The 17,745-nt window shown below is 51.8% G+C and carries 12 protein-coding genes and 6 tRNA genes; 9 read left to right on the top strand and 9 right to left on the bottom strand.

Annotated features, from left to right (window positions below; genetic code table 11):
- Window positions 1–40: 40 nt before the first annotated feature.
- The 4 genes from ACJJI0_RS08150 (at window position 41) to ACJJI0_RS08135 (ending at window position 6,489) form a co-directional block, all read left to right on the top strand.
- Window positions 41–1,615 carry an AbgT family transporter gene (locus ACJJI0_RS08150; protein WP_444885455.1) on the top strand — a complete coding sequence of 525 codons (1,575 nt, stop codon included), beginning with the start codon at window positions 41–43 and terminating at the stop codon, window positions 1,613–1,615.
- Between the two features lie 437 nt (window positions 1,616–2,052).
- The gene (locus tag ACJJI0_RS08145; protein ID WP_444885454.1) at window positions 2,053–4,257 is read left to right on the top strand and encodes a TonB-dependent siderophore receptor; all 2,205 of its coding nucleotides are present in this window, start codon (window positions 2,053–2,055) and stop codon (window positions 4,255–4,257) included.
- Between the two features lie 38 nt (window positions 4,258–4,295).
- Window positions 4,296–4,934, top strand: a complete 639-nt coding sequence (locus tag ACJJI0_RS08140) for a hypothetical protein (protein WP_444885453.1) — start codon at window positions 4,296–4,298, stop codon at window positions 4,932–4,934.
- 46 nt (window positions 4,935–4,980) lie between these two features.
- Window positions 4,981–6,489, top strand: coding sequence for a PepSY-associated TM helix domain-containing protein (locus tag ACJJI0_RS08135; RefSeq protein WP_444885452.1), 1,509 nt, complete (start codon window positions 4,981–4,983; stop codon window positions 6,487–6,489).
- 19 nt (window positions 6,490–6,508) lie between these two features.
- Here ACJJI0_RS08135 and ACJJI0_RS08130 read toward each other — a convergent pair whose 3' ends face one another.
- The 3 genes from ACJJI0_RS08130 to ACJJI0_RS08120 form a co-directional block, all read right to left on the bottom strand.
- The gene (locus tag ACJJI0_RS08130; RefSeq protein WP_252085333.1) at window positions 6,509–6,970 is read right to left on the bottom strand and encodes a GNAT family N-acetyltransferase; all 462 of its coding nucleotides are present in this window, start codon (window positions 6,968–6,970) and stop codon (window positions 6,509–6,511) included.
- A 139-nt stretch (window positions 6,971–7,109) separates the two neighbouring features.
- Window positions 7,110–7,844 carry an esterase/lipase family protein gene (locus ACJJI0_RS08125; RefSeq protein ID WP_444885451.1) on the bottom strand — a complete coding sequence of 245 codons (735 nt, stop codon included), beginning with the start codon at window positions 7,842–7,844 and terminating at the stop codon, window positions 7,110–7,112.
- 110 nt (window positions 7,845–7,954) lie between these two features.
- On the bottom strand, window positions 7,955–8,452 hold the full coding sequence (locus ACJJI0_RS08120) for a PH domain-containing protein (protein WP_444885450.1): 498 nt from the start codon (window positions 8,450–8,452) through the stop codon (window positions 7,955–7,957).
- A 182-nt stretch (window positions 8,453–8,634) separates the two neighbouring features.
- On the opposite strand from ACJJI0_RS08120, the gene ACJJI0_RS08115 reads away from it, so the two are divergent.
- Window positions 8,635–9,495, top strand: coding sequence for a patatin-like phospholipase family protein (locus ACJJI0_RS08115; protein WP_444885449.1), 861 nt, complete (start codon window positions 8,635–8,637; stop codon window positions 9,493–9,495).
- Between the two features lie 371 nt (window positions 9,496–9,866).
- Complete coding sequence (locus tag ACJJI0_RS08110) at window positions 9,867–10,325, top strand: GFA family protein (RefSeq protein ID WP_252085337.1); 459 nt, start codon at window positions 9,867–9,869, stop codon at window positions 10,323–10,325.
- 110 nt (window positions 10,326–10,435) lie between these two features.
- Here ACJJI0_RS08110 and ACJJI0_RS08105 read toward each other — a convergent pair.
- The 6 genes from ACJJI0_RS08105 to ACJJI0_RS08080 form a co-directional block, all read right to left on the bottom strand.
- A tRNA-Asp gene (locus ACJJI0_RS08105) sits at window positions 10,436–10,512 on the bottom strand.
- A 48-nt stretch (window positions 10,513–10,560) separates the two neighbouring features.
- Window positions 10,561–10,636, bottom strand: a tRNA-Val gene (locus ACJJI0_RS08100).
- 471 nt (window positions 10,637–11,107) lie between these two features.
- A tRNA-Asp gene (locus ACJJI0_RS08095) sits at window positions 11,108–11,184 on the bottom strand.
- A gap of 48 nt (window positions 11,185–11,232) precedes the next feature.
- Window positions 11,233–11,308: transfer RNA gene (locus ACJJI0_RS08090), tRNA-Val, on the bottom strand.
- A 445-nt stretch (window positions 11,309–11,753) separates the two neighbouring features.
- Window positions 11,754–11,830: transfer RNA gene (locus ACJJI0_RS08085), tRNA-Asp, on the bottom strand.
- A gap of 48 nt (window positions 11,831–11,878) precedes the next feature.
- Window positions 11,879–11,954: transfer RNA gene (locus tag ACJJI0_RS08080), tRNA-Val, on the bottom strand.
- Between the two features lie 184 nt (window positions 11,955–12,138).
- Here ACJJI0_RS08080 and ACJJI0_RS08075 point away from each other — a divergent pair.
- From ACJJI0_RS08075 to smc, 3 genes are all read left to right on the top strand, one after another.
- Window positions 12,139–12,657: a cytochrome c-type biogenesis protein gene (locus tag ACJJI0_RS08075; RefSeq protein ID WP_444885918.1), complete on the top strand. Its 519-nt coding sequence runs from the start codon at window positions 12,139–12,141 to the stop codon at window positions 12,655–12,657.
- On the top strand, window positions 12,654–13,907 hold the full coding sequence (gene ccmI, locus ACJJI0_RS08070) for a c-type cytochrome biogenesis protein CcmI (RefSeq protein WP_444885448.1): 1,254 nt from the start codon (window positions 12,654–12,656) through the stop codon (window positions 13,905–13,907). The genes ACJJI0_RS08075 and ccmI overlap by 4 nt, the downstream gene beginning before the upstream one ends.
- A gap of 328 nt (window positions 13,908–14,235) precedes the next feature.
- Window positions 14,236–17,739 (top strand): chromosome segregation protein SMC, encoded by a 3,504-nt coding sequence (smc, locus tag ACJJI0_RS08065; RefSeq protein WP_444885447.1) that lies wholly within the window; start codon window positions 14,236–14,238, stop codon window positions 17,737–17,739.
- The last annotated feature ends 6 nt before the right edge of the window (window positions 17,740–17,745 follow it).

Raw genomic sequence — 17,745 nt, 5'->3', positions numbered from 1 at the left:
TTCACTCTAATAATAAATAACGAAAGTACAGGGTTTCGATATGGAAAACGTTCAGGCAAGCCCCACTGGGGGCGATGATGCCAATAACAAAAATGGTTGGATCAACCGGGCTCTAAATTTTATTGAGGTCGTGGGTAATAAACTGCCCGACCCCGCGGTGCTCTTCCTGGTATTGATGGTGGCCATTTGGGTGCTGTCCTGGCTGCTATCTGGTGTGAATTTTGATACTTTGCATCCAGCCACGGGAGAAGCGATTCAGGTAACCAATCTTCTCTCCAGTAGTGAGCTGGCCCGCTTTCTCTCTAGTATGGTGACAACCTTTACTGGCTTTGCGCCTCTCGGCGTCGTGTTGGTGGCTATGTTGGGTGTGGGTGTCGCGGAACAGAGTGGCTTTATCAATGCAGTGTTGAAAAAGCTGCTGGCGATAACGCCACAGATGCTGCTTACCCCCATGTTGATTCTGGTGGCGATTGTCAGTCACACTGCAGTGGATGCCGGCTATGTGCTGGTGATTCCCTTAGGTGGTGTGATTTTCTATGCGGCCGGTCGTCATCCACTGGCGGGAATTGCCGCCGCGTTTGCCGGCGTGTCAGGTGGTTTCTCGGCGAACTTTGTGCCCTCGGCCATTGATCCCTTACTCCAGGGCTTTACTCAAACCGCGGCACAGATCGTTGATCCGGAGATGCAGGTCAACCCGCTTAACAACTGGTTCTTCACCTCTGCGTCCTGCCTAGTGGTCACCATGTTGGGCTGGTGGCTGACCGATAAGGTGATCGAACCCCGCTTGAAGAATGTTGCCATTGATGGCGATAAAGAAGATATGCCGGTAATGCAGGAGCTGGGCGCCCGCGAGAAGAAGGCGATGTACCTGGCAGTTACCGTAATGGTTGCCGGTATTGTTGGCCTTATCGCCTGGATGTTGCCAGAGACCTCCGCATTGCGCGATTCCCAGGGGCAGCTCGCCTCCTTTGCTGCGCCGGTGATGAAGTCTATTGTGCCGCTGATCTTCCTGTTGTTCATTATCCCGGGAGTCGTTTTTGGCTTTGCCGCAGGGACTTTCCATAAGAGTAAGGATGTAATCGATGCGATGTCCAAGACCATGGGTTCCATGGCCTATTACATCGTGATGGCCTTTTTCTGTGCGCTGTTTATTTCCGAATTTGCCCGCTCAGGCCTAGGTACTCTGTTGTCGATTGAGGGGGGTGGTCTACTGGCGGCTATGAACCTGCCGGGCCCGATCACCCTGATGGGGATTATTGTACTGGTGGCGTTCATCAATCTGTTTGTAGGGTCTGCCTCCGCCAAGTGGGCGTTGCTCTCCCCGATTTTTGTGCCCATGCTGATGCAGATTGGATTCTCTCCGGATCTGACTCAGGCGGCTTACCGGGTTGGTGACTCCTCCACTAATATCATTACGCCATTGATGCCTTACTTCCCGCTGGTAGTGGTTTATTGTCAGCGCTATGTGAAGAGTACAGGTATAGGTACTCTGGTATCTATTATGCTGCCTTATTCGGTGGTGTTCCTGATCTGCTGGACCCTGTTCCTCGTTCTTTACTGGAACCTGGGTATGCCATTGGGGCTGCAGGCGAGCTATACCTATCCGACACCTTAATGAGTGGTTGGCCCCTGAGTGTGTTTACCCGCTTTGGAGCCAAAACAATTCTCTATAAGAGGCGCCCCAATTCTGGGTGCCTCTTATCCCTCTCAGCTGCGGTTGAAAATTAACCGAACACCTGCCAGCCTGCTCTGCACGCTCTCGCCAAAATATAAAAATATTGACTAATTTCTGCTCTTACAGATTGGCTGTATTAATCAGCTCCATCGTGCCTAAGGTTCTCAACTTATCATTTTTGGGGTGCCAGTTAAGTTTCTACCCCGGTTTAGTCCTGTCTGTTTACGAGTCTTTGTCTATTTGGTGAGTTGCACTAGTAAAAAAATGTTCTAATAATGTTGTAAGTGATAACGATTCCTATTAAGATCCGCGTCATCAAATGTCGGCAGCAGCAGCTGTGGCAATAAAAATCTTCCAATGATTGTTGAGGGATCCCCATGGGCACCGCTCGTTTCCAAGGTTTACGCCAAAACTCCTCTCCTGTTATCTCCGGCCTTAGCCGTTCTCTGTTGGCGCTGGCTGTTGCTGCAGGCAGTTCAGCAGCTTTTGCTGCCGAAGATAAAAATGAAATTCTTGAAGAGGTTAACGTAACCGGCGAGCTCAACCTGTCCCGCCAGACTTCTATTGGTAAGCAAGATATTCCGGTTGATGAGACACCGTTCTCTATCTCTCTGCGTGATAAAGACTTCTTCGATGTTACTGGCTCTAAAACTGTGCAGGATATCCTGCAGTACTCTGCTGGAGTGAATGGCGGCTTGTTTGGTGTTGATGCTCGCGGCGACTGGTCTACCGTGCGTGCTGTTGACCCAGTCATGTTTGTCGATGGACTAAAAACAACCTTCGGTAGCTATACCGGCTCACGTGCAAACCTCTACGCTTTTGAGCGCGTGGAAATTCTTAAAGGGCCGTCTTCAGTCCTTTATGGGCAGGGTTCTACTGGAGGTATCGTCAACTTGGTTTCCAAACGCCCCAAAGAGGAGTTTGGTGGTGAACTGATGGTGCAGGGCGGAGACTATGATCGTAAGGTAATTGCTGGCGATGTTACCGGAGCCCTGGATAGCGATGGAGAGTGGCTCTACCGCGTAGTGGGTTATGCTCGTGATGCCGATGCTCAGGTTGATCATGTCGATGACGACAGCATTCTGTTCATGCCTTCCATTTCCTGGCGTCCCAGTGCGGATACCGAAATTACTTTCTTGGTGAACCATCAAGAAGAAAACACAGGTACCACTGCGGCCTTCCTGCCCTGGGGCGGCACCATTGTTGATAATGTAAACGGTGAAATCCCGACCGATACCTTTATTAGTGAGCCAGGTTGGGATAAGTACGACACGGAACAAACCGCTTATAGCTTGTGGGTTGATCATCGCTTAAACGATAGCTGGGGCATCAATGCAGGCCTCCGTTATTCAAAAGGGGATGTCGACTACAACTCAATGTATGCTGACTACACTCATGATCTGCGCTTACAAAAAGATCTTCGTGAAGTGTCGCGTACTGTCTATATGAAAGATGCGAAAAGCGATCTTTTGATTTTTGACCTGCGCTTATCAGGCGAGTTGACTACTGGTGCTTTTGAGCATCAGATTTCTGCAGGTATTGATAGCCAGAATGCAGAAATCGATAACAGCATTCTGAGAGAGCGTGGCCTTGGTGGCGACATTGATATTTTTGACCCGGTTTATGGTTCTGTACCAGAAGGACTGGAAGAGCGGGATAGAGAAAATACCGATGTCAATGCTGAGCAGGTAGGTATTTATTTCCAAGACCAAGTTAGCCTTGGTAACTTTATTTTTAACTTGGGCTTGCGTGAAGATAGATTATCATCGAGAACACAAAGTAATGTTGCTAAAAATGTAAGTGGCAAACAGAGAGAGACGGAACTCACTAAAAGATTTGGCTTAATGTATGCCTTCGACAGTGGTGTATCGCCTTATGTTAGCTATTCAGAATCTTTTGAAGCTGTTTTAGCCGATCCGAATAGCCAGGGTGGTACCTACGAGCCTGTTAAAGGGGAGCAAGTTGAAGCCGGTATTAAATACCAGCCAGAAGGTACTAATATCCTGATGACTGCTTCTGCTTTTGAGATTAAGCAGAAAAATCGCTTAACTTACGGTCTTGACGGATCTTTCCGACAAATCGGTGAGGCGCAGATTGATGGATTTGAGCTTGAGGCCAGTGGACAGTGGGGCAATCTGGCGCTAGTGGCTAATTACAGCCAGATGGATACTGAAGTGCTAGAAAGCAGCAATCCATTTGAGGTTGGCACTGAGATCGAGACTGTACCTGAGGAGCAATTCTCTCTCTGGGGCAACTATGACTTTAGTGAGTGGGTTCCCGGTCTAAGCGTTGGGGCAGGTGCTCGTCATGTTGGTGAGAGTTATACCGGTATTGATAAAGTGCTTCCGCTGTACGCATTCTATTATGGCAGTCTTCCGGCTGGTGCAGAAGATTTCCCCACAGAAAATCCATCCTACACCTTATATGACGCAACCATCGGCTACACCCTGGAAAGCTGGAAATTCCAGCTGAATGTGAAAAACCTGACCGATGAAGTTCACACCACCTCTTGTTTGAGCCGTGGTGATTGCTTCTACGGCGAGCGTCGCTACGTGACTGCTGAGGCACGTTACACTTTCTAAGTTAGAGTAGACTGGGAGTTTGTCCGCAGGGGGAGTCTGTGGGCAAGCTCCCTTTTTTGCGTTTCACTATTGGGCGGGAGCCGAAATCTCCCAGTGTGATATTTATGCCGAGTTCCTTCTATTTGATTGCCGGACTGGCCACTATTTTTGCCACTGCCGGTATTTTTAGTCTCTATTCAGCCTGGCTGCGTAGCGGCTCCCAGCCGTTGCGCCGCTGGAGTGGCTGGGGCCTGTTGTTGTTATCGGCATTCGCTTGGAGTGCAGTGGTGGGGGGGGAATATGGTGTGAGTATTGCCACTCTCCTGGCCATGCTGGCCGCCCTGACCCTGCTCGCATTAAAAGGTGATTGGCCGAGCGGCCCCCCTCGGCAGGAAAAACAGAGATCGGGCGGGGCGGCATCCAATGAGGCCTTGCTGCAATTATGGCTTCGAGGTGTTTTACGTTTCCTGGCTATCGCATTGTTACCAACAGCCAGTGGTCTTTTGGCCGGCCTTCTTTATTTTGGCTTCACCGGGTTTGGTGAGAGTGCCCGTCTTGTAGGGGGCGCTTTTGTTGCCGTTATTGTTTGGACCCTGGCGATGGTTTGGTGTAGTGCGGATAAGAAACTGCTGCGCCCCAGTGCGGCGCTAGTAGTTTTTTCACTGGCGAGTGGCTTTGCCGTAATGCCAGCGGCGTAAGCTAATAACGATTTTGAGATCAAAGAGACCTCACTAGGAATTCAACGTGAAATTTTCTCTAAAGCCAACCCCTGCTTTTGTGCGTGATATGACTGATGGACATTCGGTTCTCGGTCTGGCCATCTCCACTCTGCTCTATATCGTTTGTGTCAGTGGAACACTTGCGGTTTTTTACAATGAATTTGAACGCTGGGAGCAGGCTTCAGAGCTGGAAAATCTCGATGTCAGTCCCTCTGTATATCAGCTTGCTACCGAACAGGCGGTTGCCCTGGCGAAAGAGCAAAACGAAGAATTTGAATCAGTAAAATTTACCATCCCCAACTCAGATATGCCCAGGTTGACTGTGGAAGTGGGTGATATTGAGCGTTATGTCGATGAGGATGGTTCTTTGCTGGGTGAGGTTCAGCACGAGTGGACGCACTTCCTCGCCTATTTGCATTTTGCACTAAATCTGCCCCTGGGGTTGGGGGTTCCTCTTGTAGGTTTGATCGGTGTATTGATGACCGCACTGATTATCTCTGGATTATTGGCACACCCGAAAATCATTAAGGATGCTTTCTCTTTGCGCCTGGCGGGTTCAAAGCGCTTGCAGCAAGTGGACTTGCACAACCGGCTGGGCGTCTGGGCTGCACCATTTCACTTGGCGATTGCTATTACCGGCGCTTTTATTGGACTTTCACAGGTTGCGGCTTTTGCAATTGCTGGTGTTTTCTTTGCTGGGGATACCGAGAAAGTTGAGCATATGTTGTATCGCGAGCACCCGGTGATGAAAGAGAATGCCGCACAGGTGCCTCTTCCAGATTTTCCTGCGATTCTTGCGCAAATGGAGCAGATCGCACCGGGTGAGGAACGTACTAAGCTAGAGGTTGCCTTCCCTGGACGCGAGGGGCAGGTAGTGGAGGTTTGGACGCGGGTTCCCGAAAAGCTGGTTTGGGGAGAGCGCTACCACTTTAATGGGGATGGCAGCCTGATAGAAAAAGAGGGATGGTCTGAAGGTGATGCGGCCAAGCAAGTATACCTCTCCACATTCCGTCTGCACTTCGGGCATTTCTCCGGTTTCCCAGTAAAAATTGCCTATTTCTTACTGGGCATTGGCATGTGTGTGCTGGTGGTTTCAGGTATTAATATCTGGTTGGTGCGCAAGCGCCAGCGGGGTCAGCCAGCGGTGCGCCTTGAGCGTATTTGGATGGCTCAGGTCTGGGGAATTCCTTTTGCTATTGCATTCAGTGCTGTGACTTACCTGGCCTTTGCTATTCCTGCCGCTCAGGTATTCTGGTTGACCACAATCGTTTTAAGTGTGATAGCTGCTTTTGTGGGGACTGTTGCCGGTTGGTCTATGTTGCTCCGCGGAGCTACCACCGCAGCCTGCATTCTGGCTGTGGTTGTTCACGCTTCCCTGTATGGGGCGGATTCCTTTGTGAGGGCCTCACTGGTTGCCAATGCTGTGTGGCTGCTGATTGCTGCAGGTATCGCGGCCTCCTGCCTCTATACCTGGGTGCGCCACCGGGATGGCGCCTTTGCTTCCACTGTTGGTGAGGCAGTTGGAAGTAACTAAGCTGGGTATAGCCCGGTATCTACTCCGATGCCGGGCGCAACATTTCGATATGAGGTATACCATCTTCCTCGTAAGGGGTGGAGACCTGCTCAAAGCCAAAATCTCCATAAAACTTACGTAGGTGCTCTTGGGCGGAAATACGAATCCCCAAACCTGGATATTCATTCAGGGTTTGTTCTACCGCGCGGCGGATCAGTTCTTTGCCCAGCCCTGTGCCACGGCTAGACTCTGCGGTAAGCACACGGCCTATTGAGGGCTCGGAATATTTTTTGCCCGGAAATACCACTCGTAGGTAAGCCATCAATCGTGGGGATTGGCTTTCCTTGTCCCAGCAGATTAGGTGCCAGGCTTCTTGATCTTTGCCATCTGCATCTTGATAAGGGCAATCTTGCTCTACCGTAAAAACTTCCTGGCGTGCCCGCAAGATTTCATAAAGCTGATCGATAGAGAGTTGTTGAAAGCTACACCATTGCCACTGCACTTGTATTGCCTCTTGGTTTACTAGGTTTGTATTTTTTATTAGGAGTAGATTGGATATTAAACCGGCAGGTAGGGTAAAAAAAGTCAGTATGTAGTGGGCCTCTGATTTTTTCACAAAGGCCCAGTGGCTGGTTGCTAATTTAATTGAGAGGGGCTTCCTGAGTCCCCCTTGCAAAGGAGCCATGCTCGAGATAATGGAGTACCTGCGCAATAACCTTTTTGTCCTTCATCATGAAGACATGGGTGACTGGCATTTCCAAGTGATCGTTCATGCCTTCCAGCTTGGTACTGGCAACCGAGACTTTTCCGTCATCAGTCTCAGGGATTAGTCGTGACAGTATCAGGTTGATACTGCGAGTACCCGCAATAATACCCACATCAAAATTAGCGCTGCCTAGTTTATTGGGGATACTCAGCTCGCCTGTACCTAGTTGTAGGCCGGCATCTCCAAAGGCAAATTCAAACCCTGGGAAACTACCGAGCTTATCCACCACCTCACTGCCCTTATTGGGAGGGCCCAGCATAACCACTCGGTTGAGATTCTCAATCTTAACTTGGCTCAGATACTGGCGAACCAATATGCCCCCCATGGAGTGGGTAACAAAATTGATTTCGGTCTGTCCTGCGCAATGATCCAGTGCCGGGGCTATGGCCCTGCCGGCCAGTTCCTCAATGGGGAAGCGGGTAGAGGGGTAATCTACATTGACGGTCTTGTAGCCGGCGGTGCTGATCGCTTGCTCCAGCTTTGCCATGGAACTATCCGATTTGGCCAGGCCGTGCAGCAATATTACACAGGCCGAGTGGGCGTTTACTGACGGTGCGCCCACGAATACAGACCCAAGGCATAGCGATAGGGTGAGAAAAAACTTCTTCATTGATTTTCTTTCAGCAGTGGCTCTCGTGGCCGCAGTATGCTGCGGGGCCTGTAAAAATCCAAGATGCTCGCTCAGTGAGGAGGGGAGCATCATTGAAGGGTACCGCTTGGTCATCTAATACGTTGGCGCAGTAATTCTGCCATGCGTTCGGGTTTGTCCGGGGTGATGACCAGAGTTTTACCGGGGAAATATAAAACAACAGCTTTCTCTTGATCCGTGACGAAGGCCCGATAACGACCCAGTTGCTGGTTTTGGAAGAGCCCGATGTAGCCAAAGAGGCCGGAGTTGCCAAAGATGCGGACCGATCCTTGCATGGCTGTTGGGTCGACTTTGACCTCCTGCAAGCCTTCTAGGGAGATGGAGGTTCTCCAGCCTGGCCTTAGTATCTGCAGGCAGTCGTTGGCGAGGGTATAACCGCGGATGGCAAACACGGCACCTAGTAGCAAAATGACCGGTGGCAGGGCAATAGCAACGCTATAGAGGAGGGAAGGGCTTTGCTGGGATTTTGCTATCAGCACGAAGGGTATTGCCAAAAGTAGAAAAGCACTCAGTGAGCTGATTATTTTCAGTTGGCGGCTCCAGGGGGCTTGAAAAACAACAAGAGGCATAAATTACTCAATAAGTAATGGACAGTTTGAATGTCTCAATCATAGTGCTGATGGAATCGGCTTGGCAAAGTCACAGTCTATGTAATTGGCCCTTTATAAAAGGAGAGGCTAAATAGATTTAGCGCGGCTTAGGTTTTCAAAAATAGATTTTGAGCAACATCGATTTTCACAATGGATTAACTATGGCGAATCGGATTGAAGAGCGAGATAGCACGTCAGCCCTTGTGGTAGAGGGTGGCGCTATGCGCGGAATTTTTGCAGCCGGAGTCTTGGATGCTTTTATCGAGGTGGATTTTTGCCCCTTTGACTTCGCCATTGGCGTTTCTGCGGGGTCAACCAACCTGATTGGTTACCTGGCGGGAGACCATGGTCGTAGCCGCCAGATTTTACTTGACCATGCCACACGCGCGGACTTTATTGACTGGCGGCGCTATTTGCGAGGGGGGCACTTTTGCGATATCAGTTGGTTATGGCATGCCTCTTACAATGATGTCCCTCTGAATATTGAGCGCTATACGGAAAATGGCGTGCCTCTCTATGCGGTGACAACTAGCATCAATAGCGGGCAGCCCCATTACGTATGCGTCACGCCCGAGAATATGCATGAAGTGTTTCCTGCATCCTGCGCTATCCCCATGGCTTACCGGGAGTTTCCTCCTGTTGCTGGGGAACCAATGACCGACGGTGGCCTGGCTGACTCAATCCCGGTTATTCGAGCATACGAGCAGGGGGCGCGGGATATTACTGTGATTCTGTCTCGCCCACTGGGTTATAGAAAACCAGTGGGTTCAGCTCCTAAGTTCATCAAGCAGTTTTTCCACGATCACGCCCGCCTGTTTGAAGCGGTCTTGGAGCGCGGAGAGCGCTACAACCGCGCTTTAGACTTTATCCAGGCGCCACCACCGGATTGCCGGGTGTCAGTGATAGCGCCTCCTGCGGACTTTCCCGTTAAGCGTTTTACTCAGGAGGTTGAGTTGCTGGAGAAGGGGTATCTGGTCGGCAGTGAGCTGGGTCGAAGCTTCCTAAGAAATTCAAGGGATTAGTTGCCGCCAATAGGACCTGACAGCCCGTAAAGGGCTGCGGGTGCTCACCACTAGGGTGGCAGCTGCATGTATGCCAGTAAGGCTGGGGGCGTGTTGGCTGGAGGCTTCACTGGAGTTTGCCCAGTATTGGCATTTACTTCTTCTTTGACCTGTAGGAGTCTTGTGTGAAGGGGGGATAATGTTGCTAACCTAAGGAACCTTTGAATTTTCATAGTGTTTCTGCCGGCTAGAAGGGTTGCCTGGCTCCGGCTCATTAAGTTGCCCCTTCTTGCCGTGATGGGATGAGTTGTAGGGCTATGGAGAATGGTTCTGTGACTCGTGGGATTCCAAGCAAAATTTTGAATAACAAACTTAAGGTAAAGGAGTAGATAATGAACGGAAAGTGCCTCTGCGGCGCTGTTGAGTTTCAGCTGGAAGAGCCGCTGCCCGGTCTCTATCAATGCCACTGCTCACTCTGCCGCAAGTTAAGTGGTTCCGCATCAGATACCGCATTGTTCATCAGTCGTGAACAGTTTCGCTGGGTGCGTGGATTGGACAAAATTTCCTCTTATCGAAAACCTACCGGTTTCCGTTCTGACTTTTGTAGTGAATGTGGTAGCTCTGTTCCTCACCTGATGAGTAATACTACGCACTTTTGGGTGCCGGCTGGACTACTAGACGGAGAGTTTCGCGGTAAGGTGATGGCCCACTTACACGTTGATTCTAAAGCGTACTGGGATGAGATTGGTGGTCAGGCCGAGCATTTTGCGGAGATGCCTGAAATGGATGAGCTGAGTAGACTGCTGCACGAAGTGATCGAAAGAGAAGAGGGTGAGTTACTGGAAAGTTGAGGCGCAGCAAACTCTAAAAAGCCTCTAGGCAATTCTACTTTCCTCAATCTCTGTTGATTATTGGCGCATACAAAAAAGCCCCGCTCTTGCGAGCAGGGCTTTTTTGTATATGGCGGACCGGACGGGACTCGAACCCGCGACCTCCGGCGTGACAGGCCGGCATTCTAACCAACTGAACTACCGGTCCGCATTCCTGCTTCTCTTGATGGCTCTTGCCTGGCAAGAGTAAGAGAAGTGGTGGGTGGTACAGGGGTCGAACCTGTGACCTACGGCTTGTAAGGCCGTCGCTCTCCCAACTGAGCTAACCACCCCGTGTCAGGAGCTGCGTATCTTAATGATTTTTTATCTGTGGTAAATAGCTTTAACGAAAAAAATTAAATAAAAATTTATTTAGATCGAAAAATCATCAATTCCCAATTATTTTTTTTAATTTACCTTTTAGCTGAATGTTTTTCCGGCAGATAAAGAGCTGTTTTGTCTTTGCTGGCCGTCAGCAAAAAATAAACCTAAAGAATATTTCGGTGTGGGCTGGCAGATAATTTTATCGGGTGAAGTGATTGTTTGGTGTGGTCCACAAAGGAAGCTTTTGGTAAGAATTTACTTCGATGAGGTTTTCTGTAGCAGGCTGGCGATCGCTCAGACTTGCGCCATCCCTTTAACGGGTTGCCGGGTATAGTTTCGAAATTTAATTAATTTTTTTAACAAAAATTTCTTTGAGCTTCTTATGGGATCGGAGCATATACAAAAAAGCCCCGCTCTTGCGAGCAGGGCTTTTTTGTATATGGCGGACCGGACGGGACTCGAACCCGCGACCTCCGGCGTGACAGGCCGGCATTCTAACCAACTGAACTACCGGTCCGCATTCCTGCTTCTCTTGATGGCTCTTGCCTGGCAAGAGTAAGAGAAGTGGTGGGTGGTACAGGGGTCGAACCTGTGACCTACGGCTTGTAAGGCCGTCGCTCTCCCAACTGAGCTAACCACCCCGTGTCAGGAGCTGCGTATCTTAATGATATTTTTTTAGCGGTCAACAACTATGACAAAAAAATTCTAAAAACTTGATTTAGGATAAAAAACATCAGTTAGGTGGTGGGTTTTCTTTCAGAGTTTTATCCGCTGAATTTATTTAACTTAAAAATAATTTGCTGGTTTTTTATCCTGCTGACAATTAAATGGTAGTGGAAGAAACCTGTTGGGGTTGGGAATTGTTGGTTGCCTTGTTACTGGCGATTAAAATTGTGTGCACGCGAGGCTGGTAATAATGGTTGTGCGGGGAGTGATTTTTTACTGCCGCTTATTGTTGTTAATTGCTTGAGTTGCTGCAGGTGGGTGTTGGGGGTGGCGCAGGAGCTTGGAGAAGGAGTTTTACAGGGTATTAATGTCTGCACATACAAAAAAGCCCCGCTCTTGCGAGCAGGGCTTTTTTGTATATGGCGGACCGGACGGGACTCGAACCCGCGACCTCCGGCGTGACAGGCCGGCATTCTAACCAACTGAACTACCGGTCCGCATTCCTGCTTCTCTTGATAATTCTTGCCTAGCAAGAGTAAGAGAAGTGGTGGGTGGTACAGGGGTCGAACCTGTGACCTACGGCTTGTAAGGCCGTCGCTCTCCCAACTGAGCTAACCACCCCGTGTCAGGAGCTGCGTATCTTAATGATATTCTTTGCGGCGTCAACGCCTTTTTTGAATTTTTTTTTGTCTTTCAATGAGTTAAGGCGTTTAAGAACGAGATGGTGGGCGTGTCCGGCAAGTGGCGACACTGTTATAATCGCGTAAATTTCCAGGGTGTGAGCGTGGAGTAAGCCGTGAAACAGATGAGCTGGTTGGGGCAATTTCTACTTGCGTTTGGCCTCTTGTGCCTATCCGTAGTGGCACAGGCGGTGGTGGAGACGGAGAAGTTGTCCTCTCCGGAACTGGAGGAGCGCTACCGGGTGCTGATCGAAGAAATGCGTTGTCCAAAATGCCAGAACCAGAACCTGGCCGACTCGGATGCGTCGATTTCCGCAGATTTGCGGCGGGAAATTCGCCGGCTACTGGAAGAGGGTTTTACAGACAAAGAAATTACCGACTACATGGTGGCCCGCTATGGGGACTTTGTTCTCTACAGGCCCCCGGTGCAGCGCAATACTCTGGCGCTTTGGCTGGCTCCAGGCATCTTTGCCTTGGTGGGTCTACTGGCTTTGATTGTGATTGTGGTGCGTTCTCGCAGTGGCACTGGTGCCAGTCAGGACGATGACTCTGGAGAATTGACTGCAGAAGAGAGGCGCCGTCTGAAAAAACTGCTAGGTGATGACCTGGACGATTTGACTGACCCTGGGAAGAAGAGCAAATGACTGATATTTGGTTTGGTTTAGCGATCCTGTTATTGCTGTTGGCATTTATCTTCCTTTTACCGGGATTGCGTGGAGCCGGTGCCCGGCGTTCCGGTGGAGATAAGCGTGAAGCCCTGGCGCAGCTGTATCGAGAGCGCACGCGGGAGCTTCGCGCAGCGGTGCAAAGTGGCGCTATGGATGAGCGGCAATTTGCCCAGCTGGAAGCGGAGATGGCACGCGAATTATTGAGTGCCAAAGAAGAAGCGAATGCCGTAACCCCCTCGAGTAAAGGCTCCGGGTTGCTGATTGGTCTGGCCGTTCTTGTGCCTGCGATTGCAGTGGGGGCCTATGTCTTTTCTGAGCGCCCCCAGGAAGTATCTCTGTACCGTGAAATGTTGGCCAGTCAGCAGGGGCAAACAGACTCCTCAGCTGAAGAACGCATCACTCAGCAGTTAAAGCAGCGGGCAGAAACTCACCCTGAGGACTTGAGTAGTCGCTTTGTTCTGGCTCAACGGCTTCTGGTCACTGGTGATATCGCCGGAGCGGTAGAGGCCTATCGCTATGTGCTGGCACGGGAACCCGAGGCAGTTATGGTCAAGGCCGAGCTGGCGCAAGCGTTATTTTTTGCGGGCGGCTCTAAAATAACGGATGAAATTCGCGCTCTGGTCGATCAGGTGCTAGAGGCCCAGCCCAGCAATGGGACAGCATTAGGCTTGGCGGGAATTGCAGCCTATGAGGACAAGGATTACCGCAAGGCGCGTGATCATTGGCAGGGTGCCCTTGCGCAGCTGGCTCCAGGGTCTGCGGCGGCAGAGGCATTGGCGGCGGGTGTTGCCCGCGCCGAAAAGGCCCTGGGCGAAGATGGTAAAGATGGTGCGGTTGAGATAGTACAAGCCGCTGTAGAGGAAAATGCTGGAGTTGAGGGTGAGGCCGCAGCGGAAATTCGAGTGCAAGTGAGCTTGGGTGACCAAGTTAAAGCAGATCCGTCAACGCCGGTGTTCATTTATGCCCGCAGCACTGATAGCCCAATGCCTTTGGCGATTGTTCGGCTAACCGCTGGCCAGTTACCAGCCGAAGTGGTGTTGGATGAATCCCGGGCTATGATGCCTGGGCGCTCCATTTCAACCGTAGATACGGTGCAATTGGTCGCACGCTTGGCTTTGCGTGGTGACGCGCGCCCCGCGGCGGGCGATTGGCAGGGCTCTATCAAGACCCTACCTAAATCCAGCTGGAGTGAGTCGCAGTCTATCGTTATTGACCGGGAGCTTTAGGCCCTATTCAAGCATCGCGTTGGCAGGCTGCAGTGTTCAGGAGAGTGCTGCGGCCTGAGAACTATTTGGCGCCTGGGCGGTCACAGCCGCACTGGTAGAAATAGATTTTGTTTTGCCACTGGTGATGATTTTGTGCCGCTTGAAATGTTGGCATTGGGTACCAGTTAAAGCCATTGCGCGATCTTGACTTGACCACTGGCCATTCCGGCCGATAATCCGCGTGAAAAGATACTGTGAAAAGCCGCGCTGAAAGCCCCGGTGGCGCCATGTACAATTGAGTGCTTGGTGATCGGGCCGGCAAAGATAAAAATACCGAGTTTAAGAATACATGCGTCTGAAGTGCATCAAGCTTGCGGGTTTCAAATCCTTTGTTGACCCCACCACTGTTTATTTCCCGACAAACCTCAACTCGGTGGTTGGCCCTAACGGCTGTGGTAAATCGAATACGATCGATGCTGTGCGCTGGGTAATGGGTGAGTCGTCTGCAAAAAATCTGCGCGGCGACTCTATGACAGACGTTATCTTTAATGGCTCCAGTGGTCGTAAACCTGTAGGCCAGGCCTCTATTGAACTGGTATTTGATAATTCTGCCGGCAAATTAACTGGCGCCTACGCGGCATTCTCCGAAGTTTCGGTAAAACGTAAGGTCACGCGCGAAGGCCAGAATAACTATTACCTAAATGGGGAGAAGTGCCGTCGCCGCGATGTAACTGATCTGTTCCTGGGGACCGGTCTCGGTCCGCGTAGTTATGCGATTATCGAACAGGGCATGATCTCCAAGCTGATTGAGGCCAAGCCCGAGGAACTCAGGGTCTATATCGAAGAGGCTGCAGGCATTTCCAAATACAAGGAGCGGCGGCGGGATACGGAAAACCGTATGCGCCGTACTTCTGAAAACCTGGAGCGTCTCACCGACATTCGCGATGAACTGGATCGGCAATTGTCTCGCCTGGAGCGACAGTCCGCCGCGGCAGAAAAATACAGTCGCTTTAAAGAGGAAGAGCGCAGCCACAAGGCAAATTTGCAAGCCCTAAAATACCGCGAACTCAATGAGCAGGCTGTCGCCAAGCAGCAACAGATTGGCGAACTGGAGCTTACCGTTGAGGAATTGGTAACCCGGCAGGTGAACTGTGATACCGGCATTGAGCAAAAGCGCGTTGGCTATCACGAGTTATCCGATGGTTTTAATGAAGTGCAGGGACGCTTCTATGCGGTGGGTGCGGACATTGCCCGCCTGGAGCAGAGTATCGCCCATGCCCGCGAGCGCTCCACTCGCCTGCATTCCGATTTGGCCCAGACCGAGCAGGAGTTCCGCGAAGCGGAGACCAACCTGGAAGTAGATCGCGAGAAGGCAGCCCAGTTTGAGGAAGAGCTAGAAGTAATTGTTCCAGATCTGGAAATGGTGCTCGCCGCAGAGGAGGATTCCGCCACCGGGCTACTCGAAGCCGAAGAGCAGATGCGCAACTGGCAAAACGAGTGGGATCAATTTAATCAGGGGGCTTCTGGCTCTCGCCAGAAAGCAGAGGTGCAGCAGTCTCGCATCCAACATCTGGAGACTTCCGGGCAGCGACTACTGGAGCGGATTAACAAGCTCACCGCAGAGCAGTCCGGCCTTCAGGTTTCCGAGGATGATGAGGAAACCCAGCAGCTAAATGAACAGCTTGCCGAGCTGGAGATGCAGGTACAGGAGCGTCGCGAGGAAGCTGCCGAACGCACAGAATCCCTGCAGGAAATACGCAATCGCGAGCGGGAGCTGGCGACAGAGCTGGACCAGCTGCGCCTGCAGTTGCAAACCAGCCGGGGTCGCCAAGCTTCTCTTGAGGCGCTGCAACAGGCTGCGTTGGGGCAGGGTAAGGCAGTGGAAAACTGGCTGCAGCAGCAATCCCTGAGCGATCGCCCACGCCTGGCTGACCAAATCCAGGCACAAGCGGGCTGGGAAACAGCGGTGGAAACCGTTCTCGGTCAACAGTTACAGGCGGTCTGCGTCGAGCAGTTGGAAAGTCTGACCGAGGGCTTGGAGCAGCTGCAAAATGGCCAGGCTGTCTTTATCGATAGCACCGTGGTGGGAGCAGCGACCGTTGGGCAGCTGCCCACGTTGGCAAGCGTTGTACAGGGGCCGTCCTCTCTTACCGGTCTGCTCGCCGGCATCTATACCGCGGACACTCTCAATGAAGCGCTGGCACAGCGCACTGGCCTGCAACCCCATGAGTCTATTGTGACGCGGGATGGGCTCTGGCTGGGTCCTAACTGGTTGCGAGTGAGCCGTGCCAGCGATGCCGAGACTGGGGTGCTCGCCCGCAAGCAGGATCTGGAAACACTGTCCGCAGAGATATCCCTGTGCGAAGAGCAGATTGAGCAGTGCAGTGAGCAGCGTGAATCTCTGCGCGAACAAGTGACCGGTGTTGAGCGGGCGATTGAACAAGCCCGCAACGACTCCGAGCAGCTCGGGCGGCGCGAAGCCGAATTGCGCAGCCAGCTCTCTGCTCACCGCGCCCGCGCAGAGCAGATGAGTGAGCGCCGCAATCGCATCGAGCAGGAAATTGCCGAGGTGCGTGAGCAGCAGGAAATTGAAGGTGAGTCGCTTTCCGAGGCGCGCCTGATGCTGCAGGAAGCCGTGGAGGCCATGAGCGATGACACCGATCGTCGCGAAATGCTGATGGAGCGGCGCGAAGCCCTGCGCGAAGCCCTGGATGCCGCCAGACAGCGTGCTCGCGAGGACAAGGATCGCGCCCACGAGCTGGCTATGCGTGAACAGTCGGTGCGCACTCAGATGGTTTCTCTGGAGCGCACATTGCAAGTGATGGGTGAGCAGCTGGAGCGCTTGCGTAGCCGCCGAGCCCAGCTGCAGGAGCAGATGGCTGAAACCCAGGACCCCTCCCAGGATTTCCAAATGGAGCTGGAGGAGAAGCTGGGCGAGCGTATTGAGGTGGAAACGGAGCTGGCTGAAGCCCGAAAAAAACTCGAAGAGGTGGAGACGGGGCTGCGTGAACAGGAACAGGAGCGGCACAAAGTAGAGGCGGCTTTACAAGGGGTGCGCGCCCAGCTGGAGCAGGAACGTCTCTCCGCACAAACCCTCGAAGTGCAGCGCAATGGCCTGGTAGAACAGCTGCGCGAAGACGAACAGGATTTGGATCAGCTGCTCGAACAGCTACCCGGGGACTTGACGATTCCCCAGGTGCAGGAAGATCTGGAGTTGGTAGCCGCGCGTATCTCACGCTTGGGTCCGATCAACCTCGCCGCTATTGATGAATACAAACAGGAGTCTGAGCGTAAACATTACTTGGATCGCCAGTATGGTGACCTGATGGAGGCGCTGGAGACTCTGGAAAATGCAATTAAGAAAATCGACAAAGAGACGAGAAGCCGCTTTAAGGAGACCTTCGATCAGGTCAATGCGGGCTTGCAGGAACTCTTCCCGAAAGTTTTTGGGGGCGGTAACGCCTACCTGGAGCTGACTGGCGAGGACCTGCTCGATACTGGGATTGCGATCATGGCGCGCCCGCCGGGCAAGCGCAACAGCACGATTCACTTACTCTCCGGTGGGGAAAAAGCGCTGACGGCAATCGCCCTGGTATTCTCTATTTTCCGCTTGAATCCAGCACCTTTCTGTATGCTGGACGAAGTGGATGCTCCTCTCGATGACGCTAACGTAGGTCGCTACGCACGAATGGTTAAAGAAATGTCAGAACACGTTCAGTTCATCTATATTACCCACAACAAGATTGCGATGGAGATGGCGGATCAGCTGTTGGGTGTAACCATGCATGAACCGGGTGTCTCTCGCCTGGTGTCGGTGAATGTGGAAGAAGCAGCTGAGCTGGCTTCTGCATAAGGCGTA

The organism is Microbulbifer mixtoriginis (SeqCode) (assembly GCF_052466695.1).
Note: the sequence above shows the minus strand (reverse complement) of the source record. Positions and strands in the feature narration are given on the sequence as shown.